At 74.9% G+C, this 24,701-nt stretch carries 20 protein-coding genes and 1 pseudogene; 4 read left to right on the top strand and 17 right to left on the bottom strand.

The annotated features are described in order from the left end of the window. Positions 1 to 58: 58 nt before the first annotated feature. Complete coding sequence (locus ACSU53_RS17640) at positions 59 to 835, top strand: ABC transporter ATP-binding protein (protein WP_437028870.1); 777 nt, start codon at positions 59 to 61, stop codon at positions 833 to 835. Further along, positions 832 to 2,424, top strand: coding sequence for a transporter (locus ACSU53_RS17635; protein WP_437028869.1), 1,593 nt, complete (start codon positions 832 to 834; stop codon positions 2,422 to 2,424). The genes ACSU53_RS17640 and ACSU53_RS17635 overlap by 4 nt, the downstream gene beginning before the upstream one ends. Before the next feature lie 162 nt (positions 2,425 to 2,586). On the opposite strand, the gene ACSU53_RS17630 is transcribed toward ACSU53_RS17635, so the two are convergent. Further along, on the bottom strand, positions 2,587 to 3,471 hold the full coding sequence (locus tag ACSU53_RS17630) for an alpha/beta fold hydrolase (protein WP_437028868.1): 885 nt from the start codon (positions 3,469 to 3,471) through the stop codon (positions 2,587 to 2,589). A 739-nt stretch (positions 3,472 to 4,210) separates the two neighbouring features. Beyond that, positions 4,211 to 4,903, bottom strand: coding sequence for a metal-dependent transcriptional regulator (locus tag ACSU53_RS17625; RefSeq protein WP_362099646.1), 693 nt, complete (start codon positions 4,901 to 4,903; stop codon positions 4,211 to 4,213). Between the two features lie 376 nt (positions 4,904 to 5,279). Here ACSU53_RS17625 and ACSU53_RS17620 point away from each other — a divergent pair, with 376 nt between their 5' ends. Continuing rightward, positions 5,280 to 6,035 (top strand): SIS domain-containing protein, encoded by a 756-nt coding sequence (locus ACSU53_RS17620; RefSeq protein WP_437028866.1) that lies wholly within the window; start codon positions 5,280 to 5,282, stop codon positions 6,033 to 6,035. 295 nt (positions 6,036 to 6,330) lie between these two features. Here ACSU53_RS17620 and ACSU53_RS17615 read toward each other — a convergent pair whose 3' ends face one another. The 3 genes from ACSU53_RS17615 to ACSU53_RS17605 all read right to left on the bottom strand — a co-directional run bounded on the left by ACSU53_RS17615 (position 6,331) and on the right by ACSU53_RS17605 (position 9,778). Then, complete coding sequence (locus tag ACSU53_RS17615; RefSeq protein ID WP_437028864.1) at positions 6,331 to 7,728, bottom strand: PAS domain-containing protein; 1,398 nt, start codon at positions 7,726 to 7,728, stop codon at positions 6,331 to 6,333. 208 nt (positions 7,729 to 7,936) lie between these two features. Next, positions 7,937 to 8,290, bottom strand: a complete 354-nt coding sequence (locus tag ACSU53_RS17610; RefSeq protein ID WP_437028862.1) for a Rid family hydrolase — start codon at positions 8,288 to 8,290, stop codon at positions 7,937 to 7,939. A 387-nt stretch (positions 8,291 to 8,677) separates the two neighbouring features. Further along, a complete protein-coding gene (locus ACSU53_RS17605) occupies positions 8,678 to 9,778 on the bottom strand; it encodes a citrate synthase 2 (protein ID WP_437028860.1) in 1,101 nt (366 codons plus the stop codon). 394 nt (positions 9,779 to 10,172) lie between these two features. Here ACSU53_RS17605 and pdxH point away from each other — a divergent pair, with 394 nt between their 5' ends. Further along, complete coding sequence (gene pdxH / locus ACSU53_RS17600) at positions 10,173 to 10,859, top strand: pyridoxamine 5'-phosphate oxidase (RefSeq protein ID WP_437028858.1); 687 nt, start codon at positions 10,173 to 10,175, stop codon at positions 10,857 to 10,859. Between the two features lie 28 nt (positions 10,860 to 10,887). Here the strand turns inward: pdxH and ACSU53_RS17595 are convergent, their stop codons facing one another. The 12 genes and pseudogenes from ACSU53_RS17595 to ACSU53_RS17540 all read right to left on the bottom strand — a co-directional run bounded on the left by ACSU53_RS17595 (position 10,888) and on the right by ACSU53_RS17540 (position 24,558). Further along, on the bottom strand, positions 10,888 to 11,445 hold the full coding sequence (locus ACSU53_RS17595; protein WP_437028856.1) for a hypothetical protein: 558 nt from the start codon (positions 11,443 to 11,445) through the stop codon (positions 10,888 to 10,890). A 3-nt stretch (positions 11,446 to 11,448) separates the two neighbouring features. Next, positions 11,449 to 12,063: a TetR/AcrR family transcriptional regulator gene (locus ACSU53_RS17590; RefSeq protein ID WP_437028855.1), complete on the bottom strand. Its 615-nt coding sequence runs from the start codon at positions 12,061 to 12,063 to the stop codon at positions 11,449 to 11,451. Beyond that, positions 12,051 to 12,785 carry an enoyl-CoA hydratase family protein gene (locus tag ACSU53_RS17585; protein ID WP_437028853.1) on the bottom strand — a complete coding sequence of 245 codons (735 nt, stop codon included), beginning with the start codon at positions 12,783 to 12,785 and terminating at the stop codon, positions 12,051 to 12,053. Before ACSU53_RS17585 ends, ACSU53_RS17590 begins: the two co-directional genes overlap by 13 nt. After that, on the bottom strand, positions 12,782 to 14,362 hold the full coding sequence (locus ACSU53_RS17580) for a 4-coumarate--CoA ligase family protein (RefSeq protein WP_437028851.1): 1,581 nt from the start codon (positions 14,360 to 14,362) through the stop codon (positions 12,782 to 12,784). Before ACSU53_RS17580 ends, ACSU53_RS17585 begins: the two co-directional genes overlap by 4 nt. Positions 14,363 to 14,400: 38 nt before the next feature. Then, positions 14,401 to 15,564, bottom strand: coding sequence for an acyl-CoA dehydrogenase family protein (locus ACSU53_RS17575; protein WP_437028849.1), 1,164 nt, complete (start codon positions 15,562 to 15,564; stop codon positions 14,401 to 14,403). Further along, positions 15,561 to 17,543, bottom strand: coding sequence for an acetyl/propionyl/methylcrotonyl-CoA carboxylase subunit alpha (locus ACSU53_RS17570; RefSeq protein ID WP_437028847.1), 1,983 nt, complete (start codon positions 17,541 to 17,543; stop codon positions 15,561 to 15,563). Before ACSU53_RS17570 ends, ACSU53_RS17575 begins: the two co-directional genes overlap by 4 nt. A 5-nt stretch (positions 17,544 to 17,548) precedes the next feature. After that, the gene (locus ACSU53_RS17565; protein WP_437028846.1) at positions 17,549 to 19,147 is read right to left on the bottom strand and encodes an acyl-CoA carboxylase subunit beta; all 1,599 of its coding nucleotides are present in this window, start codon (positions 19,145 to 19,147) and stop codon (positions 17,549 to 17,551) included. Next, positions 19,144 to 20,838, bottom strand: a complete 1,695-nt coding sequence (locus ACSU53_RS17560) for an acyclic terpene utilization AtuA family protein (RefSeq protein WP_437028844.1) — start codon at positions 20,836 to 20,838, stop codon at positions 19,144 to 19,146. Before ACSU53_RS17560 ends, ACSU53_RS17565 begins: the two co-directional genes overlap by 4 nt. Continuing rightward, a pseudogene (locus tag ACSU53_RS17555) lies at positions 20,835 to 21,829 on the bottom strand (TIGR03084 family metal-binding protein). The gene ACSU53_RS17560 and the pseudogene ACSU53_RS17555 overlap by 4 nt, the downstream one beginning before the upstream one ends. Positions 21,830 to 21,937: 108 nt before the next feature. Next, positions 21,938 to 22,177 carry a hypothetical protein gene (locus tag ACSU53_RS17550; protein ID WP_437028842.1) on the bottom strand — a complete coding sequence of 80 codons (240 nt, stop codon included), beginning with the start codon at positions 22,175 to 22,177 and terminating at the stop codon, positions 21,938 to 21,940. Between the two features lie 17 nt (positions 22,178 to 22,194). Beyond that, positions 22,195 to 22,485 carry a hypothetical protein gene (locus tag ACSU53_RS17545; RefSeq protein ID WP_437033246.1) on the bottom strand — a complete coding sequence of 97 codons (291 nt, stop codon included), beginning with the start codon at positions 22,483 to 22,485 and terminating at the stop codon, positions 22,195 to 22,197. A 264-nt stretch (positions 22,486 to 22,749) separates the two neighbouring features. Beyond that, positions 22,750 to 24,558, bottom strand: coding sequence for a serine/threonine-protein kinase (locus tag ACSU53_RS17540; RefSeq protein WP_437028840.1), 1,809 nt, complete (start codon positions 24,556 to 24,558; stop codon positions 22,750 to 22,752). Positions 24,559 to 24,701: the final 143 nt, after the last annotated feature.

Below are 24,701 nucleotides of genomic sequence, written 5' to 3'. Positions count from 1 at the left end.
GCCCCTGAGCGACCCCCGGGTCCCGCCGTAGGGTTTTCGGGCGACGGAGGGAGACGCGGTGGGTGCTGGTGCCGTACGTGTGGAAGGGCTCTGGAAGCGGTTCGGGCAGCAGGTCGCGGTCGCCGGGATCGACCTGGAGCTGCCCGCGGGCCGGTTCATCGGGCTCGTCGGCCCGAACGGGGCCGGGAAGACCACGACGCTGTCGATGGTGACCGGCCTGCTCCGGCCCGACGCGGGCACGGTCGAGGTCGTCGGGCACGACGTGTGGCGCGACCCGGTCCGGGTCAAGGCGCGCATCGGCGTGCTGCCCGAGGGGCTGCGGCTGTTCGACCGGCTCTCGGGCCGCGAACTCCTCGGCTACGCGGGCCGCCTGCGCGGGCTGCCCGGCGCGGAGGTCGACCAGCGCGCCACCCAGCTGCTGGACGTCCTGGACCTGGCCGGGGCCCAGCACAAGCTGGTGGTCGACTACTCCACCGGCATGCGCAAGAAGATCGGCCTCGCCACCGCGCTGCTGCACAACCCCGAAGTCCTCTTCCTGGACGAGCCGTTCGAAGGCGTCGACCCGGTCTCCGCGCAGACCATCCGGGGCGTCCTGGAGCGCTACACCGCCTCCGGCGCCACCGTCGTGTTCTCTTCCCACGTCATGGAGCTGGTCGAGTCGCTGTGCGACTGGGTGGCGGTGATGGCGGCGGGGCGGATCCGCGCGCACGGCCCGCTCGCCGAGGTGCGCGGCGACGCGGCCTCGCTGCAGGAGGCGTTCCTCGCCCTCGTCGGGGCGCACGGCCGGGACGCCGCCTCGGATCTGGACTGGCTCGGCGGCGGGGGCGCCCGGTGAGCGCGCCCGCCCTCACCCCCGTCCTCGTCCGGCTGAAGCTGTCCCTGCTGCGCAACGGCCTGCGCGGGTCGGGCGGGCGGCGCGCCGCCTATCTCGCGTCGGCGGTCTTCGCGCTGCTGTTCGCCGCGCTCCAGGTGGTCGGCCTGGTCGCGCTGCGCGGGGTCGGGCACGTGGAGTCCCTGGTGGTCCTGCTGGTGGCGGTGCTGGCACTCGGCTGGGCGGTGATGCCGCTGTTCTTCCCCAGCGGCGACGAGACCCTCGACCCGACCCGGCTGGTGATGCTGCCGCTGCGTCCGCGACCGCTGGTGCGGGGGCTGCTGGTGGCGTCACTGGTGGGCATCGGGCCGCTGTTCACACTGTGCCTGCTCACCGGCTCGGTGATCGCGGTGGCGGACGGCGCCGCCGCCTTCGCGGCCGCGGCGGTCGCCGTGCCGCTGGCCCTGCTGGTGTGCGTGGCGCTCGCCCGGGCGGTCGCGGCGGCCAACGTGCGGCTGCTGAGCAGCCGCCGGGGACGGGACCTCGCGGTGCTCAGCGGCCTGCTGATCGCGGTCGGCGCGCAGGTGGTCAACTTCGGCGCCCAGCGGATCGGTTCCTCCGGCCTGGAGCAGCTCGCCCCCGTCGCGGACGTCCTCGCCTGGATCCCGCCGGCCTCCGCGCTCGCCGCCGTGCACGCGGCGGGCGAGGGCGCGCACGCCGTGGCCGCCGCCCGGCTCGCCCTGTGCGCGGCTGCCCTGGCCGTCCTGCTGGCCGTGTGGACGCGGTCGCTGACCCGGCTGATGACGGCGCCCGACGGCTCCACGCTGCCGTCCTCGCGGGCGGCCGTCCGCGCACGCCCCTCCGACGCGCTCGCCCGGCTGCTGCCCGCGGGCCGCACCGGCACCGTCGCGGCCCGCAGCCTGCGCTACGTCTGGCGGGACCCGAAGACGAAGGCGGCGTGGGTGACGTCACTGGCGATCGGCCTGATCGTGCCGGTCTTCAACGCCTGGCAGGGCACCGGCTCGGTCTACTTCGCCTGCTTCGCCGCCGGGATGCTCGGCATCATGATGTACAACCAGTTCGGCCAGGACACCTCGGCCTTCTGGATCGTCGCGACGACGGTCTCCTCCGCCCGGGACGCCCACGCCGAGCTGCGCGGCCGGGCGCTGGCCCTGGTGCTGATCACCCTGCCGTACGCCACCTTCGTGACCGTGCTGACGGCGGCCGTGCTGGGCGACTGGCGGCGGATGCCGGAGGCGCTGGGCCTGTCCTTCGCCCTGCTCGGGGCGATGCTGGCGACCGGGGCCTGGACGTCGGCCCGGTTCCCCTACTCCATCCCGCAGGAGGGCTACAAGAACGTCGCCCCCGGGCAGACCGGCCTCGCCTGGATCTCCGTCTTCGGCGGCATGGTCGCGGCGGCGCTGCTGTGCGCCCCGGTCATCACGGCGGCGATCTGGCTCAACGTGAGCGCCGGCGGCCGCCCGTGGACCTGGCTGCTGCTGCCCGCCGGCGCCCTGTACGGCACCGCCCTCACCGTCGCCGGGCTGCGCCTGGCCGCCCCCCGCACGGCGGCCCGGCTGCCGGAGATCCTCGCGGCGGTCAGCAGGGCGTGACGGGCGGGAGGGGCCGGCGAGCGGGCGGACCGACGCGGGCGGGACGGGCGGGAGGGCGGCGGGTCCGGTGCCCGGGCCGCCCTCCGTCCCGCCCGTCCCTCCGTACGCCCGTGCGCCCGTGCGCCCGTCCGGCGCGTCCGCCGGCGGGTGGTCAGGGGCGGGTCAGGGGCGGGTCAGGGAGTCCAGGAAGGGCTCGACGGCGGCCCGCCAGGCGTCCGGCTGGTCGTAGTGGACCAGGTGGCCGGCGTCGGCGACCTCCGCGTACTGGCCACGGGGCAGGACGCGGACCATCTCCTGGGCCTCCGCCCGGCCCAGTTCACCGTCGAGGCCCCGGACCACCAGGGTGGGGCAGCGGACCTGGGCCAGTTCCTCCCAGTGGGCGTCGTAGACCCAGGTCTCGCGGGAGCGGAGCATCTGCTCGGGATCGAAGACCGGCCGCCAGCCGTCGGCGGCCTCGGCCATCACCTCGGCGTAGAACGCGCCCCGGGCCGGGTTCGGCCGTTCCACCCAGGGGTCGTCCTCGCCGAACCACTTGCGGACGTCGGCGAGCGTGGCGAACGGGACCGGCCATGCCGTGAACCAGGCGTCCCACTCCCGCTGCGAGGCGGCGCCGAGCGCGGAGGCCCGCATGTCGCAGATGACCAGCCCGCGCACCAGGTCGGGCCGTTTCGCGGCGAGCTGCCAGGCGGTCAGCGCGCCCATCGCGTGGCCGATCAGCACGGCCGGACCGAGGCCGAGCTGTTCCAGGGCGGCCTCCGCGTCGTCCACGTAGGCGTCGCGGCTGAAGGCGGCCCGAGGGGGCTTCTCGCTGCGGCCGTGGCCGCGCTGGTCCAGGGCGACGGCCCGGTACCGCTCGCAGAGCCAGCGGGCGGTGGACGCCCAGTGCGACGCGCGGCCCATCAGGCCGTGCAGTAACAGCACGCCCCCGGCGCCCCGGTCGCCGTCTCCAGCGTCGTCCCGGTCCGCCGCGGTCTTGGGCGGGTCGCCGAACTCCCAGGCGGCCAGACGTACGCCGTCCGCCCCCGTCACGTCGATGCGTCGCGCCATGGTCTGGCACCCCCAAGCTCGCTGCCTGTCGTGCTCGTCCTGATGGCCCGGCCCGCCCCGTTGTTCCGGCCGCCGGGCCGATGCCGCGTCCGCCGGTGCGGCGGACGTGCGGCCCGTGCCGATGACCGCCCGCCCGCAGGCTATCGAATACCTATTCGAAAATACCCCTTCGCCCGGCAACACCCCTCATACGAGTGACACCCCGTCACGATTGACCGCCGCGCCGCGGGGGAGATCTTCATCGGGAGGCGGACCGCTCGGGGAAAAACGGTCCGCAGGGGATGACCCTGGGAGCTCGGGGCTCCGGGTCAGCACAGGGGAGGACAGGCCCCGGCGCCCTACGGCGCCGGGGCCCCTCACGTGGTCACGGCACATCGTCCCGCCCCTCCCCGGCCGGGTCCCGGCGCCGCGCGGTCCGGCCCGGCCCTGAGCCCTTCAGGTATATGCACCACGCGACAGCCTCGCACGGGAACGGGCCGCGCGAGGCCGTTCCGCGCACTGGCTCCCGGATTCGGCGCGGAACCAGCCACGCTCCTCGCGGCACCCCACCGCCCGCACTCAACTTCCGTGCGGAGCGCGGTAGTTGAGAGGCGCCGGGAAGGGGCGGGCAGCTCCCGCGCCGAGGCCGGACGGGCAGCCGCCCGTGGTCCCCGGGCGCTGCCGCCGCCGGGGCCCGCCTCCCGGCGGTGTCCCGGCGGCAGGCCCACGGCGGCCCCGGCGGCCGCCGCGCGCGTCCGGCTCAGGGCTTGGCGACGAAGACGTGCGAGGCGACGTCCGAGGCCAGCTCGGCCGCCTCCCCGCCGCTGCCCACCAGCACCCCGCCCGCCGACTCCGTCACGCTCACCACGGAACCGGGCTGCACGCCCGCGCGGCGCAGCGTGTACATCAGCTGGGCGTCCGTCTGGATGGGCTCGCCGATCCGGCGCACCACGACGTTCTTGCCCTCGGCGCCGGGGTCGAGGTCGGCCAGCGAGACCATGCCCTCGTCCAGGAACGGATCGGCGCCGTCCTTCTCGCCCAGCTCCTCCAGGCCCGGGATGGGGTTGCCGTACGGCGACTCGGTGGGGTGCCGCAGCAGCTCCAGCACCCGGCGCTCGACGGCCTCGCTCATCACGTGCTCCCAGCGGCACGCCTCGGCGTGCACCTGCTCCCACTCCAGGCCGATCACGTCGACCAGCAGGCACTCGGCGAGCCGGTGCTTGCGCATCACGCGCGTGGCCAGGCGGCGGCCCTCGTCGGTGAGCTCCAGGTGCCGGTCGGCCGCGACGGAGACCAGTCCGTCGCGCTCCATGCGGGCCACCGTCTGGCTGACCGTCGGGCCGCTCTGGTCGAGCCGCTCGGCGATCCGGGCACGCATGGGGACCACCCCTTCCTCCTCCAGCTCGAGGATGGTGCGGAGATACATCTCCGTGGTGTCGATCAGTCCGGACATACGTGCCCCTCGATTAGCTCTGCGATTGGCTCTGCCGGAGGCTGGACGGCTCACCGGCGCATGCGCTGGCCCTGGACTCAATTCTTACGCATCCCGCCGACAACCGGGCCCTTCGGTGTGAACGAGCGTCCGGGCCGGCCGGGCGCGGCCCTCCCGGCCCGCCCCTCCACGATCCCCCGGCAGCCCCTCCGCGGCCCCCGCGCGGCCCCGACGGCGGTCCCTTCCCCGCCCCCACGGCGCCCCTTCGGCTGCCCCCGCCGGGCGGCCGACCGGGACGGGCCGCACCGCACCGGGCCCTCCCGCGACGCCGTATTGACAGGGCAGTGGTCCAGACCGCACGGTGATCCGCGACACAGCCACCCCGAAGGGATGCCGCATGAGCGACCGCACGCCGGCCGACCGGTTCCTCGACGCCGCGACGGACCTGCTGCACCGGGTCCGCGACGAGGAGGCCGGGGCCATCGCGGCGGCGGGCACCCTGATCGCCGACACCGCGGCGGAGGGCGGACGGCTGTTCGCCTTCGGCGCCGGCCACTCCTCGCTCGCCGCGCAGGACCTCGTCTACCGGGCGGGCGGCCTGGCGCTGGTGAACCTGCTCGCCGTCCCCGGCGTCGTCGGCGTGGACGTCATGCCCGCCACGCTCGGCTCGGCCCTGGAGCGCGTGGACGGCCTCGCGTCCACCGTCCTGGACGCCTCACCGCTGCGCGCCGGGGACGTGCTGGTGATCATCTCCCTGTCCGGACGCAACGCGCTCCCGGTCGAGATGGCGATGCACGCCCGCGCCCTGGGCGTGCGGGTCGTCGGGGTCACGTCCGTGGCGTACGCCTCCCAGACCGCCTCCCGGCACACCTCGGGGACGTTCCTGAAGGACCACTGCGACGTCGTGCTGGACTCCAAGATCGCGGTCGGGGACGCGGAGCTGACCCACGACCGGATCCCGGCGCCCTTCGCCCCCGCCTCCACCGTGGTCACCACGGCGCTGCTCCAGGCGGTCATGGCGACCGCCGCCGCCACGCTCGCCGACCGGGGCGTCGAGCCCCCGCTGCTGCGCTCGGGCAACGTCGACGGCGGCCTGGAGTGGAACGACCGGGTCTTCGAGGAGTACGGCGACCGGATCTACTACCGCCGCTGACCGGAGGGCCACGCCACCGGCGCCCCGCGCGACCCGGGCGCCTCCCCTGCCCACCGGGCCCCGGCACAAGCCCGCCGGGCCCCGGCACGTGTGCGCCGGACGCCCTCCCGCCCCCACCGGGCCCCTGCGCGCAGGCCGGACGACTCCCACGCCCACCGGTGCCGCGGGCGCGCGGACCCGGGCACCCCGCCCGACTGCCCGGGCCGCGCCCCGCGCCGCGGTCGCCCGCGTCACCTCCGCGCCTCCCCGGCGGACCGCCCGCCTCCGCCGGGACCACCGCGCGAACCCGGCCGCCCTACTCCTCGCCGAGGATCCCCGCCAGGTCCAGGGCGGTGGCGATGCGCATGGCCACGTCCTCGGCGTAGAGCGTGTCCGCGCGGGCGAAGGCCGACCGGCCCGCCCCGCGCAGAAACGTCACGGCACCCAGCGTCCGGCCCCGGCTGCGCAGCACCGTGCACAGGGCGTGTGCGGTGTCCGGCGGCCACTGCCGGGCCACCGCCCAGGCGCGCGCCTCGTCGCCGGCACCGGCGGCCGCCCGCACCGACCCGGCCCGCTGCACGCACTGCAGCGCCGGGTGCTTCTCCCCGTAGCGCACCGGCAGGCCGGCCCGGCCGGCCAGCAGGCTCGGCCCCGGCGCCCCGGACGGGGTGGCCGCGATCCGCACCAGCCGGACGGGTCCGGGGTCCCCCGCGCGGACCGGGCCCCCGGCCACCCGGTCGATCAGCGCGTGGTCGGCGAACCCGGCGAGCGCGAAGTCCAGGTGGACGGTGGCCGCCTCGGCCGGGTCCTCGCACTCGGCGGCCGCCCGGGCCGCCCGGTGCAGCTGCTGCGTGCGGAACCGCAGCAGGGACGCCTCCTGCTCGACCTGCCGGGACTCGGTCACGTCCTGGAACAGCCAGCCCACCCCGAGCGGCACCGGCTCCTCCGCGAGCGGCGAGGACAGCCGGACGAACCCGCTGCGCCAGCACCGCCGCCGTTCCCCCTCCGGCGTGCGCACGCTCACCCAGATCTCCGCCGGGGCGGGCGGGGCGCCCTCCGCCAGCACATGGGTCAGGGCGCTCTCCAGCTCCTCCACGCCCTGCGTCAGCAGCTCGCCGAGCGGGCGCCCGAGCACGGCCGTGCGCCCGGCACCCAGTGCCTTCGCCGCGTGGCCGTTGACCACCGCGGGCCGCAGGTCCGCGTCGACCAGGACGACGCCCCAGCTCGCCTCCTCCAGCAGGGCCTCGCTGAGGGCGATGGAGCGTTCCAGGTCGATCTGGGCGTGCACCTCGCTGAACGCGCAGTACACCCCGGCCGCCTTCCCGTCCGTCCCGCGCACGGCCGCGGACTGGGTGCGCACCAGCACCCGCCCGCCGTCCTTGGTCAGCAGCGCGAACTCGTGCACCTGGCGGCCCGGGGCGTCCATGGCGGACAGCAGCCGCGCCTCGACCTCCTCGGCGTCGGCGCTGCGCACCGCCCACCCGGCGAAGCCCTGCCGCCCGACCGCCTCGGCCGCGGTCCAGCCGAGGATGCGTTCCGCCTCGCGGTTCCAGTGCGTCACCACGCCGTCGGCGTCGAAGGCGCACAGCGCCGCGTCCATGCCGTCGAGCAGCGCGGCGAGCAGGTCGGACCCGTCCGCGCTGTCGCGACCCACCCGCCCGGGCTCGTCGGGACCGAGCTCGTCGGTGGCCCCACTACGCCGGGAAGCACTCACCTGGACCCCCTGCCGGCTGCGTCCGCACGTACCGCACGTCCGGTTCGCTCACGTGCGACTATTCAACTTGAACGTGACCCAGCGCACATCGGGTTCCCGCAAGATTGCGGAAATCGTTGTGCGGTGCCACGACCTCACCCGGCCGCCGCCGGGGCCCGCCCGGTGGTGCCGCCGCTGCCCCGCCGGGCGTCGACCTCGATCTCGATCCTCATCCGGGGATCCGCGAGCCCGCACTGCAGCATCGTGGCGGCGGGCCGCACCTCGCCGACGTACCGCTCGAGCACCGGCCGGCAGGGCTCGAAGTCCTCCCGGTCGGGCAGCAGGTACCGCACCCGCGGCCGTCGGCGAAGGTGCGGCCCGCCTCGGCCAGGGCGGCCCCGATGGTGCGCAGGCACTGCTCGGCCTGCTCCACCACGTCGTCGGAGATCGTCATGGTCGCGTAGTCGAACCCGGTCGTGCCGGACACGTGCACCCGGTCGCCGTCGACCACCGCCCGCGCGTAGCCGAAGCGCTCCTCGAACTCCGACGCGCTGGACACCACGTACCGCGCTCCATCGCTCATGACCTGCACGTTAGGTGAATCCGTGCGGGTGGTCCCGGGTTCCCGGAAAAAAGCGCTTGCCTCGGGGGGCGAGCACTTTTTAGGGTTCCCGGTACACGAGAAGGGAGGTGGTTCGGCAGATGTATGACAACCGGACGCGTGAGGTGACTGCGGGCTAGCGGCCCGTCACCCACTCAGTGCGGTGCCGGACCAGCGCGTGATCCACGCGCGCAGCCGGCCCAGTCCCAAGCAGTCACCCGACCCGCGAGTCGCCGGTACGTCCGGCCGGCTCCTCCCCGGAGGAACCCGACTCGCGGGTCGTCTGCGTTCCCGGGCCGTCCGCCGCGTCGTGCCCGTCCGCCGCGTCGGCCCGTGCACCGCGTCGTGCCCGTGCGTCACATCACACGGTCAGCGCGCGATGTCCCCGTAGCCCTCGATCTCGCGCGGGTCGCGGGTACCGGGGCCCACGTAGCGGGCGGAGGGGCGGACCAGGCGGCCGGTGCGCTTCTGCTCCAGGATGTGCGCCGACCAGCCCGCGGTGCGGGCGCAGGTGAACATCGACGTGAACATGTGCGCCGGGACCTCGGCGAAGTCCAGGACGATCGCCGCCCAGAACTCGACGTTGGTGGCCAGCACCCGGTCGGGGCGCCGGGCGTGCAGTTCGGCCAGGGCCGCCTTCTCCAGGGCCTCGGCGACCTCGTAGCGCGGGGCGCCCAGCTCGCGGGCGGTGCGCCGCAGCACGCGGGCGCGGGGGTCCTCGGCGCGGTAGACCCGGTGTCCGAAGCCCATCAGGCGCTCGCCCTTGTCGAGGGTGCTGCGGACGTACGCCTCGGCGTCCCCGGTGCGCTCGATCTCCTCGATCATGTGCAGCACCCGGGAGGGGGCGCCGCCGTGCAGCGGGCCCGACATGGCGCCGACGGCACCGGACAGTGCCGCCGCCACGTCCGCGCCGGTGGAGGCGATGACCCGCGCGGTGAACGTGGACGCGTTCATGCCGTGCTCGGCCGCGGACGTCCAGTAGGCGTCCACCGCCGCCACGTGCCGCGGGTCGGGCTCGCCCCGCCAGCGGATCATGAAACGTTCGACGATGGAGTCGGCCTTGTCGATCTCGCGCTGCGGCACCATCGGCCGCCCCTGTCCGCGCGCGGACTGGGCCACGTAGGACAGCGCCATGACAGCGGCGCGGGCGAGGTCGTCGCGGGCCTGGGCGGCATCGATGTCGAGCAGCGGTTTCAGGCCCCAGACGGGCGCCAGCATGGCGAGCGCGGACTGCACGTCGACCCGTATGTCACCGGAGTGCACGGGGATGGGGAACGGCTCGGCGGGCGGCAGGCCGGGGTTGAAGGCGCCGTCGACGAGCAGGCCCCAGACGTTGCCGAAGGAGACGTGACCGACCAGATCCTCGATGTCGACGCCCCGGTACCGGAGGGCACCGCCCTCCTTGTCCGGTTCGGCGATCTCCGTTTCGAACGCGACGACTCCTTCGAGCCCGGGTACGAAGTCGGACATCAGGCGGCTCCTCGTGATGTGGATGACGGATGACGTTCTGCGTCTGTGGGGGGAGACGGACCGTGCCCGGCCGTGCGGGTCCCGCGGGTGGCCGGAGGGGTCCGAGGTGTCGTGGGTGGGGTGTGAGGGGCGGGTGGGGTCGGTGGGGTGTGTGAGGTCCGGGGACCGGGCCGGTCGGCGGCTGCTGCGGGGGGTCGTCCGGTGGATCCTCGGTCCTGACGGGAGGGCTCGCGGTCCGGGACGTCACCCCTGTGATGCCCGGCAGGCGGTCACCCAACCGGGTCAGTGCCAGCACGATATCCCTGAGTGCCAGTTTTGGGGAGTGATGGCGGCACTGAGTGCCATTCACGGTGCGTTCCGTGACCGGCGTCACCTCTGTCCACGGCCTCCGGGCATGCGGCAGGATGACGCTGTGACCGACCCAGACGCCGCGCCCCTCGACCTCGCCGCGATGCGCAAGCAGTACCGGGCCGACGGGCTCACCGAGGCCGACCTGGCCGCCTCGCCCGTCGAGCAGTTCGCCCGCTGGTTCTCACAGGCGGCGACGGACGGCGGGCTGTTCGAGCCGAACGCCATGATCGTGTCCACGGCGGACCCGGAGGGCCGGCCCAGCGCCCGCACGGTGCTGCTGAAGCACTTCGACGACGACGGGTTCGTCTTCTACACCAACTACGACTCCCGCAAGGGACGCGAACTGACCGCGAACCCGCACGTCTGCCTGCTGTTCCCGTGGCACCCGATGGCCCGCCAGGTCGTCGTCACCGGCGTGGCCCGCCGCACCGGCCGCGACGAGACGGCCCGCTACTTCCGCACCCGCCCGCACGGCTCCCGGCTCGGCGCCTGGGCCAGCGGCCAGTCCTCGGTGATCCCCGGCCGCGCCGAGCTGGACGCCGCCTACGCCGAGCTCGCGGACCGCTACCCGGAGGGCGAGCAGGTGCCGGTGCCACCGCACTGGGGCGGCTTCCGGGTGACCCCGCACACCGTGGAGTTCTGGCAGGGCCGGGAGAACCGCCTGCACGACCGCCTGCGGTACGTGGCGGAGCCCGGCGGGGGCTGGCGGGTCGAGCGACTGGCGCCCTGACGGGACGGGCGCCCCGGGAACGGGTCTCCTACAGCTTCCCCCACACGTACGCGGTCCGGTGCCCGTCCAGCACCGCGGCGGTCCGGGCACGGAAGCGGGCTCCCAGGTCGGGCCAGTTCCGGAACTCCAGACCGAGGGCGCCCAGCGCGAGGGGGGCCTCGTCCCAGGTCCACTCCTGGACGGGGACGGCGACCGCGCACCCGGGGCAGGCGACGGCCGCGGCGCCCGCCTCCTTCCAGGTCCGCAGGGCGTCGCAGAACCGCTCCCAGAACCCGTCGTCCAGGCCGGTGGCCGTCCCGCAGGCGGGGCACCGGGCCGCGCCGGGGAGGTCGGCGCCGCTGGTGAACCCGGCGCGCCCGGTGTGCACGGTCAGGCCGTCGGTCGGGGCGCGGTCCGGCTCACCGTCCGCCACCCGGTGCCAGTGCGGGCCGGGTGGGTGCTCCGCGGGCCGGCCCGGCACGTGCGGCCCGGGCGGGGGCAGGACGATGCCCTCGGACACGAGCCACGCGACGGCGCGGCGCGCGAGGCGCTCCGCCTCCTCCCCGGTCGCGTCGAGGTCGACGATCACCTGGTAGTGGTCGCCCACGGCTCAGCCCAGCGCCTCGTCCAGCAGTGCCGCCCACTGCGCGACCACGCGCTCGCGGCGGGCGGTGTCGTCGGTGAGCAGGTTGGCCAGGCCCAGCCCGCGCGCCATGTCGAGCAGGCCCTGCACGCTCTCGCGGACGCCGGGGCGGCTCTCGTCGGCGCCGAGGAGTTCCACGGCGATGCGGTGGGTCTCCCGGCCCACCCGGGACTCCAGCTCGGTCACCCGCGCGCCCAGCTGCTCCTCGTTGGACGCGGCGACCCACAGGTGCAGGGCGGCCCGGAACAGCGGACCGGTGAACAGGTCCACCAGGGCGGCCACCACCGCACGGCGCTCCCCGGCCCCGGCGCCCTCGGGGAACAGGGCGCGCAGGGCGGTGGAGCGTTCCTCGGCGACGTACTCGACGGCCGCCGTGAACAGGTCCTCGCGGGTCGGGAAGTGGTGCTGGGCGGCGCCGCGCGACACCCCGGCCCGTTCGGCCACCACGGAGACCGTCGAGCCGGCCCAGCCGTGCTCGGCGAGGCAGGCCACCGCGGCCTCCAGCAGGCGCTGCCGGGTGGCCCGGCTGCGGTCCTGTTTGGGGACGCGTCCGGCACGGTCGGCCGTGCTCACACCACCCATGTCGGATCCCGTCGTTCGAGGAAGGCCGTCATTCCCTCGCGCGCGTGGTCGGAGGCGAACAGCCGGGCCGAGAGCGCGGTCAGGCCGGCCGCGTCCCGGTCGAATGTCTCCAGCACCCTAGCCGTGAGCAGTCGTTTCGTCTCGGCCAGGGCCTCGGGCGACGAGCGGCGCAGGCCGTCGAGGATCGGCGCGAGCACGGCGTCGACGTCCGGGCCGGAGGCGGTGAGCAGGCCGATGCGGGTGGCCTCGGCGGCGTCGAAGCGCTCCCCGGTGAGGTAGAGGCGGGCCAGGGCGCGCGGGTCGGTGCGGGGCAGCAGCGGCAGGGAGATGACGGCCGGGGCGACGCCGATGCGGACCTCGGTGAAGGCGAACGTGGCGTCCTCGGAGGCGGCCGTGATGTCGCACGCGGCCAGCAGGCCGAGGCCGCCGGCGCGGACGTGCCCGGTGACCCGGGCGACGACGGGCTGCGGCAGTTCGACGAGCTGCCGCAGCAGGCCCACCAGCGCGTCCGGGTCGGGCGGGTCGCGCAGGTCGGCGCCGGCGCTGAAGGTGGTGCCGGTGTGGGTGAGGACGACCGCGCGGACCCCGGGGTCCCGTCCGGCCGCGGCCAGCGCGTCGGCGAGGTCGCCGACGAGGGCCGCGGACAGGGCGTTGCGGCGTTCCGGGGCGTCGAGGGCGAGCGTCTCGACGCCCCGGGTGCGGGTGCGGGCGATCAGGGTCACGAGGGCTCCTCGGGCGCCGCCCGGAGTTCACGGCGCAGGATCTTGCCGGACGCGGCGCGGGGTACGGCGTCCAGGAAGGTGACCCGGCGGACCCGCTTGTAGGGGGCGACGCGTTCGGCGACGTACATCATGATCTTCCCCTCGGTCAGGCCGGCGGCGGACGGCTGGCGCACCACGTGGGCGTGCGGGACCTCGTTGCCGTCCTCGTCGCGCTCGCCGATGACGGCGGCGTCGGCGATGCCGGGGTGGGTCAGCAGCAGCGCCTCCAGTTCGGCGGGGGCCACCTGGAAGCCCTTGTACTTGATCAGCTCCTTGACCCGGTCGACGACGAACAGCCAGCCCTCACCATCCACGTGTCCCACGTCCCCGGTGTGCAGCCACCCGTCCTCGTCGATCATCGCCGCGGTGGCGTCGGGACGGCCGAGGTAGCCCTTCATCACCTGCGGGCCCCGGATGAGGATCTCGCCGGACTCGCCGGGCCCGAGGTCCTTGCCCGGGTCGTCCAGGGACACGATGCGCATCTCGGTGCTCGCGATCAGCTGGCCGACGGTGCCCGGCGGCGCCTGGTCCATGAGGTCCAGGGGGACGACGTGGGTGCCCGGCGACAGCTCCGTCATGCCGTACGCCTGCCCGACCGGCGGCAGGCCGAGCCGCTTCGAGCAGGCGGCGGCGAGCCCGGCGTCCAGGGGCGCGGCGGCGCTGATGACGTGTCGCAGGGAGGACAGGTCGTACTCGGCGACCATCGGGTGCTTGGCGAGGGCGAGGACGATGGGCGGGGCCACGTACAGGGCGGTGATGCGGTGGTTCTGGATGGCGGCGAGGAACTGTTCGAGGTCGAAGCGGGGCAGCACGACGACGGTGGCGCCCTGCCGCAGCGGGGCGTTCATGAGGGCGGTCAAACCGTAGATGTGGAAGAACGGCAGCACGGCGAGGATGCGGTCGCCGGGGCCCGCGGTGATCGCCGGGTCGAGCTGGGCGAGGTTGGTGGCGATCTGCCGGTGGGTGAGCATCACGCCCTTGGGCAGGCCGGTGGTGCCGGAGGAGTACGGCAGCGCGGCCACGTCCTCGGCCGGGTCGATGGCGACCCTCGGTTCGGGCGCGGTGGAGGCCAGCATGTCGATGAGGGAGCGGTGTCCGGGCGCGCTGTCGCAGACGAAGATCTCCTCGATGCCGCCGGCGATCTCGGCGGCCCGGCGCGCGGACTCCAGCAGCGGGGAGACGGTGACGATCCAGCGGGCCCCGCAGTCGGTGAGCTGTCTGCCGAACTCCTCGGCGGTGGCGAGCGGGTGGACGGTGGTGACGGTGGCGCCGGTGCGGGTGGCGGCGTAGAAGGCGGTGGGGAAGGCGACGGTGTTGGGGCTGTGCAGGGCGAGCACGTCGCCCTTGCGCACCCCGGCCTCGGCGAGCCCGGCGGCCACCCGGCGGTGGAAGCGGTCGACCTGTTCGTAGGTGAGGGTGGTGCCGTCGGTGCCGTCGATGAGGGCGGGGGCGGAGCCGAACTCGGCGGCGCGCGCCAGGACCGCGTCGTGGATGGGCAGGTCGACCGGTTCAACGTCTGCGTACGTGCTGCGGAACATGGTTCCTCCTCCCGCGCCGGACGTCGGTCCGGCGGGTCTCAGTACGACTTGGGCAGACCCAGGGTCTGGTGGGAGACGTAGTTGAGAATCATCTCCCTGCTCACCGGGGCAATACGAGACACGCGCGCCGCCGTTATCAACGAGGCCAGTCCGAACTCGCGCGTCAGGCCGTTGCCGCCGAGGGTGTGCACGGCCTGGTCGACGGCCTTCACGCACGCCTCGCCCGCCGCGTACTTGGCCATGTTGGCGGCCTCCCCGGCACCGACGTCGTCGCCCGCGTCGCACAGGTGGGCGGCCTTCTGCATCATCAGGCGGGCCAGCTCCAGGTCGATGTGCGCCTGGGCGAGGGGGTGGGCGATGGCCTGGTGGGCGCCGATCGGCACCTTCCACACCGTGCGTTCGCGGGCGTACTCCACGGCGCGGGCGAGGGCGTAGCGGCCCATGCCGATCGCGAAGGCGGCGCCCATGATGCGCTCGGGGTTGAGGCCGGCGAACAGCTGGAGCAGCCCCGCGTCCTCGTCGCCCACCAGAGCCCCCGCGGGCAGCCGCACGTCGTCGAGGACCAGCTCGAACTGCCGCTCGGAGGCGTTGAGTTCCATCTCGATGGCCCGCCGCTGGAAGCCCTCGGCGTCCCGCGGGACGATGAACAGGCAGGGCCTGAGGCGGCCGGTGCGGGCGTCCTCGGTGCGGCCCACGACGAGTGTCGCGTCGGCGGTGTCGACGCCGGAGACGAACACCTTGCGGCCGGTGAGCAGCCAGTCCCCGGTGTCCGGGTCGCGCCGGGCGGTGGTGGTGATGCGGTGGGAGTTGGAGCCGGCGTCGGGTTCGGTGATGCCGAAGGCCATGGTGCGGGTGCCGTCCGCGAGGGCGGGCAGCCACTGGCGCTTCTGCTCCTCGGTGCCGAAGCGGGCGATGACCGTGCCGCAGATGGCGGGCGACACCACCATCATCAGCAGCGGGCAGCCGGCGGCCCCCAACTCCTCCAGCACGATGGACAGTTCGGAGATGCCGCCGCCCCCGCCGCCGTACTCCTCGGGCAGGTTGACGCCGAGGTAGCCCAGCTTCGCGGCCTCCGACCAGAGTTCGGCCGGGTGTCGGCCGGAGGAGACGGCGTTGGTGAGGTAGTCGCGGCCGTACTTGGCGCCGAGCGCGGCGACGGCCGCGCGGAGGGCCTGGTGCTCTTCGGATTCGATCACACTCATGGACGCTCCTCGGCGGGGTCGGAGGTATCGGAGGGCGGGGCCGGGGCGGGACCGGGCGGGGCGTCGGACGGGCCGGCGGAGGGCCGCACCACGGCCAGCAGCGTGCCGGGCTCCACCTGGCGTCCCACCACGGCGTGCAGGGCGGTGAGGACGCCCGCGGCCGGGGCGGTGATCCGGTGCTGCATCTTCATGGCCTCCAGCCACAGCAGCGGCTGCCCGGCCTCCACCGCCGCCCCTTCCGCCAGGCCGTCCGCGACGCGCACGACGGTGCCCGGCATGGGCGCCACCAGGGACCCGGGGGCGAGCTGGGCCCCGGGGTCGGGGAAGCGGGGCAGGGCGGTGAGGGCGAGGCCGTTGACGTACACCTGGTCGCCGTAGCGGGCGACGGTGTAGCGGCGCCGTACGCCGTCCGCCTCCAGCACCACCGACTCCGGCCCGGCGTGCACCACCCGCACCCCGTCGGCCGTCAGGCCCTCCCGGGTGTGCCGGTAGCGCACCTCGTGCTCCTCGCCCGCCAGGGCGTACCGCTTGACCTGCGGCCGGGCGGGGAGGTTGCGCCAGCCGCCGAAGCGGGAGCGGCCGTGGGCGTCGGCGAGGGCGGCGGCCAGCGCGGCCAGAGGGGGCCGCGCGGCGGCTCCGTCGAGGGCGGTGGCGGGGGACGGGCGGGCATCCGGGCCGGTGGCCGGGGCGGTCAGCCCGGGCAGGTGCCGGTCGTAGAAGCCGGTGTCCATGCGCCCCTGCGCGAACTCCTCGTGCCGCAGCGAGCGCACCAGCAGGTCCCGGTTGGTGACCGGGCCGTGGATCTCGGCGCGTTCGAGTGCGGCGGCGAGTTTCCGGACGGCCTCGGCGCGGGTGGGGGCGTGGGCGACGACCTTGGCGAGCATCGGGTCGTAGTGCACGCCGACCGTGTCGCCGTCGGTGTACCCGGTGTCCAGGCGCACGCCGTCGGGGACGGCGAGGCGGTGCAGGCGGCCGGTCTGCGGGGCCCACCCGCGGGCGGGGTCCTCGGCGTAGAGGCGGGCCTCGACGGCGTGCCCGTGCGGGCGGGGCGGCTCGCCGTCCAGGGCATGCCCCTCGGCGATCCGGATCTGCTCGGCGACGAGGTCGAGACCGAACACGGCCTCGGTGACCGGGTGTTCCACCTGGAGCCGGGTGTTCATCTCCAGGAAGTGCGCCCGGTCGCCGGCGACCAGGAACTCGACCGTGCCGGCGCCCACGTAGGAGACGGCCCGCGCGGCGCGCACCGCGAGGGCGTGCACCTCCTCGGTGAGCCGCGGGGACAGACCGGGCGCCGGGGCCTCCTCGATCACCTTCTGGTGGCGGCGCTGGAGGGAGCAGTCGCGGGTGCCGAGCGCCCACACGGTGCCGTGGGTGTCGGCGAGCACCTGCACCTCCACGTGCCGGCCGCCCGCCTCACCGCCGAGGTACGGCTCGACGAACACCTCCCCGTCGCCGAAGGCGCTCACCGCCTCCGCGCGGGCGGCGGCCCGTTCGGCCTCCAGGTCCTCGAGGCGCCGCACGACCCGCATGCCGCGCCCACCGCCGCCCGCCGCCGCCTTCACCAGCACCGGCAGGTCGGCCTCGGTGACGTCCGTCAGGGGCTCGACGCCCATGAGCTGCTTGGCCCGCGTCTTGGACGCCATCGCCTCGATGGCCTCCGGCGGGGGTCCGATCCACACCAGGCCGGCGTCCCGCACGGCGCGCGCGAAGTCCGCGTTCTCGGAGAGGAACCCGTAGCCGGGGTGCACGGCGTCGGCTCCGGCGGCGAGGGCGGCCTTCACGATCAGGTCGCCGCGCAGGTAGGTGTCGGCGGGCGCCGCCCCCGGGAGCCGCACCGCGAGGTCGGCCGTCCGCGTGTGCAGGGCGTCCTGGTCGGCGTCGGAGTGCACGGCGACGGTCGTGATGCCCAGTGCACGGCAGGTGCGGGCGATGCGGCAGGCGATCTCGCCCCGGTTCGCGACGAGGACTGACGTAATCACTGGCCTCACATCCGGAAGACGCCGAAGCCGCCCCGCACGCCCTCGAAGGGGGCGGTGTGGACGGCCGACAGGCACAGGCCGAGGACGGTCCGGGTGTCGCGCGGGTCGATGACCCCGTCGTCGTACAGCCGCCCGGACAGGAACATCGGCAGGGACTCGGACTCGATCTGCTGCTCCACCATGGCCCGCAGCGCGGCGTCCGCCTCGTCGTCGTAGGGCCGTCCCTTCGCCGCCGCCGACTGCCGGGCGACGATGGACAGCACGCCCGCGAGCTGCTGCGGGCCCATGACGGCGGACTTGGCGCTCGGCCAGGCGAACAGGAAGCGCGGGTCGTACGCCCGCCCGCACATGCCGTAGTGCCCGGCACCGTAGGAGGCGCCCATCAGTACGGACAGGTGCGGGACGCGGGAGTTGGAGACCGCGTTGATCATCATGGCGCCGTGCTTGATGATGCCGCCCTGCTCGTACCGACTGCCGACCATGTAGCCGGTGGTGTTGTGCAGGAACAGCAGCGGGATGTCGCGCTGGTTGGCGAGCTGGATGAACTGGGCCGCCTTCTGCGACTCCTCGCTGAACAGCACGCCCTGCGCGTTGGCGAGGATGCCCACCGGATAACCGTGCAGGGCGGCCCAGCCGGTGGTCAGGCTGGTCCCGTACAGCGGCTTGAACTCGTCGAAGTCGGATCCGTCCACGATGCGGGCGATCACCTCGCGCGGGTCGAAGGGGATCTTCAGGTCGCCGGGGACGATGCCCAGCAGCTCCTCCGGGTCGTACTTCGGCGGCTCGGCGGGGCCCGGATCCGGGTACGCCTTGCGGTGGTTGAGGCGGGCCACCACCCGGCGGGCCCGCCGCAGCGCGTCGGGTTCGTCGACGGCGAAGTGGTCGGCGAGGCCGGAGACACGGGCGTGCATCTCGGCGCCGCCGAGCGACTCGTCGTCGCTCTCCTCCCCGGTGGCCATCTTCACCAGCGGCGGCCCGCCGAGGAACACCTTCGCCCGCTCCTCGACCATGATGACGTGGTCGGACATGCCGGGCACGTACGCGCCCCCGGCGGTGGAGTTGCCGAAGACGACGGCGACGGTGGGGATGCCGGCGGCGGACAGCCGGGTGAGGTCCCGGAAGATCGCGCCGCCGGGGATGAAGATCTCCTTCTGCGAGGGCAGGTCGGCGCCGCCGGACTCGACCAGGCTGATCACGGGCAGCCGGTTGGCGAAGGCGACCTCGTGGGCGCGCAGGGCCTTCTTCAGCGACCAGGGGTTGCTGGCCCCGCCGCGCACGGTCGGGTCGTTGGCGGTGATCAGGCACTCCACGCCCTCGACGACCCCGATCCCGGTGACCAGGGAGGCGCCGACGGTGTAGTCGCTGCCCCAGGCCGCCAGCGGGGACAGCTCCAGGAACGGCGTGTCGGGGTCGAGGAGCAGTTCGACGCGCTCGCGGGCGAGGAGTTTGCCGCGCCCGCGGTGCCGTTCGACGTACTTCTCGCCGCCGCCCGCGAGGGCCTTGGCGTGTTCGGTGTCGAGCTCGGCCAGCTTGGCGAGCATGGCCTCGCGGTTCGCCCGGTACTCCGGGTCTCCGGTGTCCAGGGCCGAGCCGAGGACCGTCACAGCAGCACCTCCGGTAGGTCGACGTGGCGGGAGCGCAGCCATTCGCCGAGCGCCTTGGCCTGGGGGTCGAAACGGGCCTGCGCGGCGACGCCCTCGCCGAGGATCCCGGCGACGACGAAGTTCAGGGCGCGCAGGCGGGGCAGCACATGCCGGGCGACGGGGAGGTCGCGGGCCTCGGGGATCAGCTCGCGGAACCGCTCGACGGTCAGTTCGTGGGCGAGCCACCGCCAGGCGTCGTCGGAGCGCACCCAGACGCCGACGTTGGCGTCCCCGCCCTTGTCCCCGCTGCGGGCCCCGGCGACGCGGCCCAGCGGCGCCCGGACCGTCGGGCCCGCCGGCAGCGGCTCGGGGAGCGCGGGCTCCGGCACGTCGTCGAGGGCGGCCGTCTCCCGGGGCGGGGCCACCGGGACGCGGCGCCCGTCGGGCAGGACGGCCACGTGCGGGACGTCCTCCTGCGGGACGTACACCCCCTGGAACACCCCGTAGGGGGCGCCCTTCCCGGGCGGTGCCAGGACGTGGAAGCCCGGGTAGCTGGCCAGGGCCAGCTCGACGGCGGCCCCGCTGAACGCCCTCCCGACCGCCTCCGGGGAGGGGTCCCGGACGACGAGCCGCAGCAGCGCGCTCGCCGCCTCCTGGACCGGGGCGTCGGGCCGGTCGGTGCGGACCAGCTCCCACCGGGCCTCAGCGGGCGGGGACTTGGCGAGCGCCCGGTCCATCTGCTCCTTCACGAGGCCAGCCTTGGCCTCGATGTCGAGCCCGGTGAGCACGAACACCACCTCGTTGCGGAACCCGCCGAGCCGGTTGAGTCCGACCTTCAGGACGGGGGGCGGGGGCTCGCCGCGCACGCCGTCGATCCGCACCCGGTCCGGACCCTCCCGGGTCAGCCGCACGGTGTCCAGGCGGGCGGTGGTGTCCGGCCCCGCGTACCGGGCGCCGGCCGTCTCGTAGAGCAGTTGCGCCGTCACCGTGCCCACGTCGACGAAGCCGCCGGTGCCGGGGTGCTTGGTGACGACGCTGCTGCCGTCGGCGTGGATCTCGGCGACCGGGAAGCCGGGGTGGTGCAGGGCGACGCCGTCCGGACACTCGCCGAAGAAGGCGTAGTTGCCTCCGGTGGCCTGGGTCCCGCATTCCAGCACGTGTCCGGCGACGACGGCTCCCGCCAGCCTGTCGTGGTCGGTCGGCGCCCAGCCGAAGTGCGCGGCGGCGGGCCCGGTGACCAGGGCGGCGTCGGTGACCCGCCCGGTGACGACGAGGTCGGCGCCCGCGCGGAGGCACGCGGCGATGCCGAACCCCCCGAGGTAGGCGTGCGCGGCGAGGCTGCCGGGGTGCCGGGCGGTGAGGTCGTCGCCCTCGACGTGGGCGACCCGTACGGGGATGCCGAGCCGGTCGGCCAGGGCCCGCACGGCGTCGGCGAGCCCGGCCGGGTTGAGCCCGCCCGCGTTGGTGACGATCCGCACGCCCCGCTCGTGGGCGAGCCCGAGGGTGTCCTCCAACTGCCGCAGGAACGTGCGGGCGTAGCCGGCCCCGGGATCCTTCAGCCGGTCGCGGGCCAGGATGAGCATGGTCAGCTCGGCGAGGTAGTCACCGGTGAGCACGTCCAGTTCCCCGCCGGTCAGCATCTCGCGCAGGGCGTCGGCGCGGTCGCCGTAGAAGCCGGAGAAGTTGCCGATGCGCAGGGGCGCGGCCGTCACCGCGCGTCCCCCTTCCGCGCCCGCCCGCCGCCGGGCGGCCCGGCGAACGCCTGCGCGATGTCCAGCCAGCGGTCGGCGTCCGGTCCGTCGGCTCTCAGGGCGAGGTCGGCGCGGTGGGCGCGCTGGGTGACCAGCAGGCAGAAGTCGAGTGCGGGGCCGGTGACCCGCTGGGGCGCGTCCTCGGGACCGTAGGCCCACAACTCACCGTCCGGTGCCGTGAGCTCGACGCGGAACGAGTCGGCGGGCGGCGTCAGCCCGTGCACCCCGTGGGCGAAGTCCCGGGTGCGGACGCCGAGTCGGGTGATGTGCCGCAGCCGCGCGGTGGGAGCACGCTCCACGCCCAGCGCGTCCGCCACGTCCAGGCCGTGCGCCCAGGTCTCCATCAGGCGGGCGGTGGCCATCGAGGCGGCGGACATCGGCGGCCCGTACCAGGGCAGCCGCTCCCCGGACGGCACGGCCGCAGCGCAGCGTCCAGCGCGTCCCGCCCCGCCCGCCACCGCTCCAGCAGCACGTCCGGCGGCACCCGGGCGCCTTCCTCGGCGCCCTCGTCCACGAAGGTGTGCGGGGCGGCCAGGGCGGCCTCGACCAGCTTCTGGAATCCGTCCGCGTCCGTGGCGGCGACCAGCGCCGAGTGGTCGGTCCAGGCGAGGTGGGCGATCTGGTGGGCGACGGTCCAGCCGGGGGCGGGAGTCGCCAGCGCCCACCGCTCGGGACCGAGACCGGCCACGAGCCGGTCCAGCTCCTCGCTCTCCTCCCGCAGATCGTCGATCACAGGCGTCGGATCGGACACGAGGCGCTCCCCTCGGGGCACGGACACGGCGGCGTGCGGTGCGTGGTCCGCGGTGCGTGACGCGGGTCGCGGCGCGCTGTTGCGGTCGCGGTGTGCGTCGGGCGTGCGGTGCGTATCGCCTGCGGTGTGCAGCGCATGCGGTGCTCGGGACGCGGTGCGGACGCGGCGAGCATGGCAGGGGGATGGGCAATTATCAAGCATGCGTGCATGCTTTTTTGGTTGGCCGCTGCCTTGCCGGCCGTCGACTTCGGCAGGAGGGCGCCGGGGCGTCGGGGGCCGTGTCGTGGCGGCGCCCCGGACAGTCAGCGCTCAGGCAAGGGGATCCGGCGTGACCTGCCACACGGTGACGAGCTCCGACCGTGGTGTCACCATGTACACGAAGAAGCCTCCGGCGACGAACGCGTGCTTCGCCCCCTCGTCCGCTTCCTCGTGCGCGGGACCGTGCACATGGAGAGCCTCAGCCGCCCTGACCAGCTCCGCCGCCTTCTTCTCCACCTCGGCGAGGAAGCCTGCGGGTGCGCCCGCCGCCACCGTCTCCTCGTCTGGCACGGACTCCCAGCACCAACTCACCGGGCGCGCACCGCCTGGGATGCCTCCCGGTAGAGAGAGCCGGCCAGGGCCAGGTGCTCTCGTGCCTCGTCCGGCGCGGTGGCGATGCGCGCAAGGTACTCGGCCCGGTGATACGCCCTGGCCACGGCAGGGTGGCGTTCGATCTCGATCAGAGCTGCCCAGTGACTGAGGTAGGCGTGCACCGGCTTGAGCGAACCGTGCTCCACGGCCTCGGCCAGAGCCTGGTCCTTCGCCCGGTCGTAGAGCGGCAGAAGTCCCGGGGCGACGACCGCGCAGGCGGCACGCAGCGCCCCGGGTGTGCGCTCCGGTCGGGGGATCAGCGGCCCGTCACCCCTGTCTCGCTGTGCTGCACGCTCATGTCGCCGTTCCCTTCGTGCCTGCGGCGGAGGGGCCGGTCATGCCCCGGACTCCCCGGGCATGCGCCGAACCCAGTTGAAATGAGACCCGGAGCGACTCTAGTCGCGTCCCGGCACCGCACGCTCCCGCAGTCACACGGATCGAGCCCCAGGTCCCCGCCCTCGCCCGGAGCCACTGAGCGGCGCCATACCCCCTCAGTCCTTCCGCCAGACCGTCATGTCCACCCTGAGGAAGGCCAGGTCCGGCAGGGCGGTCGACTTGACCTGGACGACGAGGAGTCCCACGTCCCCGTCGCCGTCCCGGAAGCAGATCTCGGTGCCGACCGCGGAGGCGGCCAGCGGGTGGGCACCGGGCTTCTGCCTCGCGGTCAGCATGTTGCACGTGTCGTAGGTGCCGTCGCCCGGGTCGCCGAACACCTGGACGAACGTCACGGTGTCGCTGTCCAGTTCGCAGCCGGTCATGGAGCAGCCGAACCGGATGTCCTCCTTGCGGGTGTCGTAGACCTTGCCGTTGCCGGTGCGCAGGGAGTTCTCGGCAGTCAGAGTCAAGCCGCTGTAGCCGTGCGCCCGCGGCTTCCCGTCCGCGTCCGTCGCTCCGGCCCCGGTGCCCCGCCCGGCCGACGCGTCCGCGTCCGCCCCGGACCCCGCCCCGGCCCCGGTCCCGGACTTGTCCGCGTCAGCGTCCGTGCCCTCCCCCGCGCCCTCGCCCTCCCCCGCGCCACCGGACCCCGCCGGCCGGTTCGCGTCCGGTCCGGGTGTGCCGGAAGCGGAGGCGGCCGTGTCCCGGCCGCGTTCGCCGCCTCCCCGGCCCAGGTCGCCCACCGCGTCCAGGACCGTCCAGGCCGCCGCGATCACCAGCCCGACGGCGGCGACTCCGGCCGCTCCGTACAGCCCCAGGCGCCGCCGTCGGCTCCGTCGGTCCTCCGGGGTGGACGGCGGCCGGGGCGCGGCGAAGGGCCCGTACGGGGCCCCGTAGGGGTGTCCGTAGGGATGCCCGTACGGGCCGGCGGGCGGGAACGGGGCCGCACCGGCCACGGCTCCCGCGGGCCCCGCCGGCACCGTGTGCACCGCGGTCGGCGCCACGTCCGGTCCCGGGTGCGCGGCCGGCGGCGGCACCGTCACCTGCGGTCCGGCGATCTCCTGCCAGACGTCCGCCCCGGCCCCCGCATCGGCGTCCCGTCCCAGCGCCTCGCGGCAGAACGCGACGACCTCCGCCGGGGTGGGTCTGTCCTCCGGGGTCTCGACCAGGCACCGGGCGAGCAACCCGCGCAGCCGGTCGGGCAGTTCGGACAGGTCGGGGGCGGAGTGCACGATGCGGTACAGCACGCTCACCCCCGGCCCGTCGCCGTACAGCGGGCGGCCGAGCGCCGCGAAGGCGGCCGTCTGGGCGAGCGCGAAGACGTCCGTGGCGGCCGACACCTCGCCGCCGGACGCCTGCTCGGGGGCCATGAAGTGGGGCGTGCCGATGGTGGCACCGGTGGCGGTGTGGGCGGTCGCGTCGACGGCGCGGGCGATGCCGAAGTCGATGACCCGCGGCCCGTCGGAGGCCAGCAGGACGTTGGACGGCTTGAGGTCCCGGTGCACGATGCCGGCCCCGTGGATGGCCTGCAACGCCTCGGCGATGCCCGCCGTCAGCCACAGCACCGCCGTCTCGGGCAGCGGCCCGCGCCGGGCGACGGCCTCCGTGAGGGAGGGGCCCGGCACGTACAGCGTGGCCAGCCAGGGCGGTACGGCCTCCGGGTCGGCGTCGATCAGTTCGGCGGTGTAGGCACCCTTCACCGTCCGCGCCGCCCCGACCTCCCGGGCGAAGCGCCGCCGGAAGGTGGGGTCGTCGGCCAGTTCCGACCGCACGACCTTGACCGCCACCGGCCGGCCGCCGTGCGTGTGCGCGAGGTACACCCGCCCCATCCCGCCCGCACCCAGCCGTGCCGCGAGCCGGTACTCCCCCACGGTGCGCGGATCGTCGTCCTGCAGCGGCTGGAACACCTCGGCCGTATCCGTCATCGGTTCCCTCCCCGTTGTCCCGATGAGTCGATCAGCAGCCTAAGCGCTCAACATCGCCACGAGTCGGGGCGGGCAGCGCCGAGGGGGCGGGGCACCGTGGTGACAGGACGGGCACCTGGGGGCTCGGCGGGCGTGCGCCCTGT

It is taken from the genome of Streptomyces sp. enrichment culture, assembly GCF_964273255.1.
Lineage (GTDB): Bacteria > Actinomycetota > Actinomycetes > Streptomycetales > Streptomycetaceae > Streptomyces.
The sequence above is the reverse complement of the archived record's forward strand: the minus strand, read 5'-3'. Positions and strand labels throughout refer to the sequence as shown.

Coding starts and splice junctions, on each gene's coding strand:
- ACSU53_RS17630 (WP_437028868.1), bottom strand. CDS start 3,471: ATGGCGCGACGCATCGACGTGACGGGGGCGGACGGCGTACGTCTGGCC.
- ACSU53_RS17625 (WP_362099646.1), bottom strand. CDS start 4,903: ATGTCCGGACTGATCGACACCACGGAGATGTATCTCCGCACCATCCTC.
- ACSU53_RS17620 (WP_437028866.1), top strand. CDS start 5,280: ATGAGCGACCGCACGCCGGCCGACCGGTTCCTCGACGCCGCGACGGAC.
- ACSU53_RS17610 (WP_437028862.1), bottom strand. CDS start 8,290: ATGAGCGATGGAGCGCGGTACGTGGTGTCCAGCGCGTCGGAGTTCGAG.
- ACSU53_RS17605 (WP_437028860.1), bottom strand. CDS start 9,778: ATGTCCGACTTCGTACCCGGGCTCGAAGGAGTCGTCGCGTTCGAAACG.
- pdxH (WP_437028858.1), top strand. CDS start 10,173: ATGCGGCAGGATGACGCTGTGACCGACCCAGACGCCGCGCCCCTCGAC.
- ACSU53_RS17590 (WP_437028855.1), bottom strand. CDS start 12,063: ATGGGTGGTGTGAGCACGGCCGACCGTGCCGGACGCGTCCCCAAACAG.
- ACSU53_RS17580 (WP_437028851.1), bottom strand. CDS start 14,362: ATGTTCCGCAGCACGTACGCAGACGTTGAACCGGTCGACCTGCCCATC.
- ACSU53_RS17575 (WP_437028849.1), bottom strand. CDS start 15,564: ATGAGTGTGATCGAATCCGAAGAGCACCAGGCCCTCCGCGCGGCCGTC.
- ACSU53_RS17540 (WP_437028840.1), bottom strand. CDS start 24,558: ATGACGGATACGGCCGAGGTGTTCCAGCCGCTGCAGGACGACGATCCG.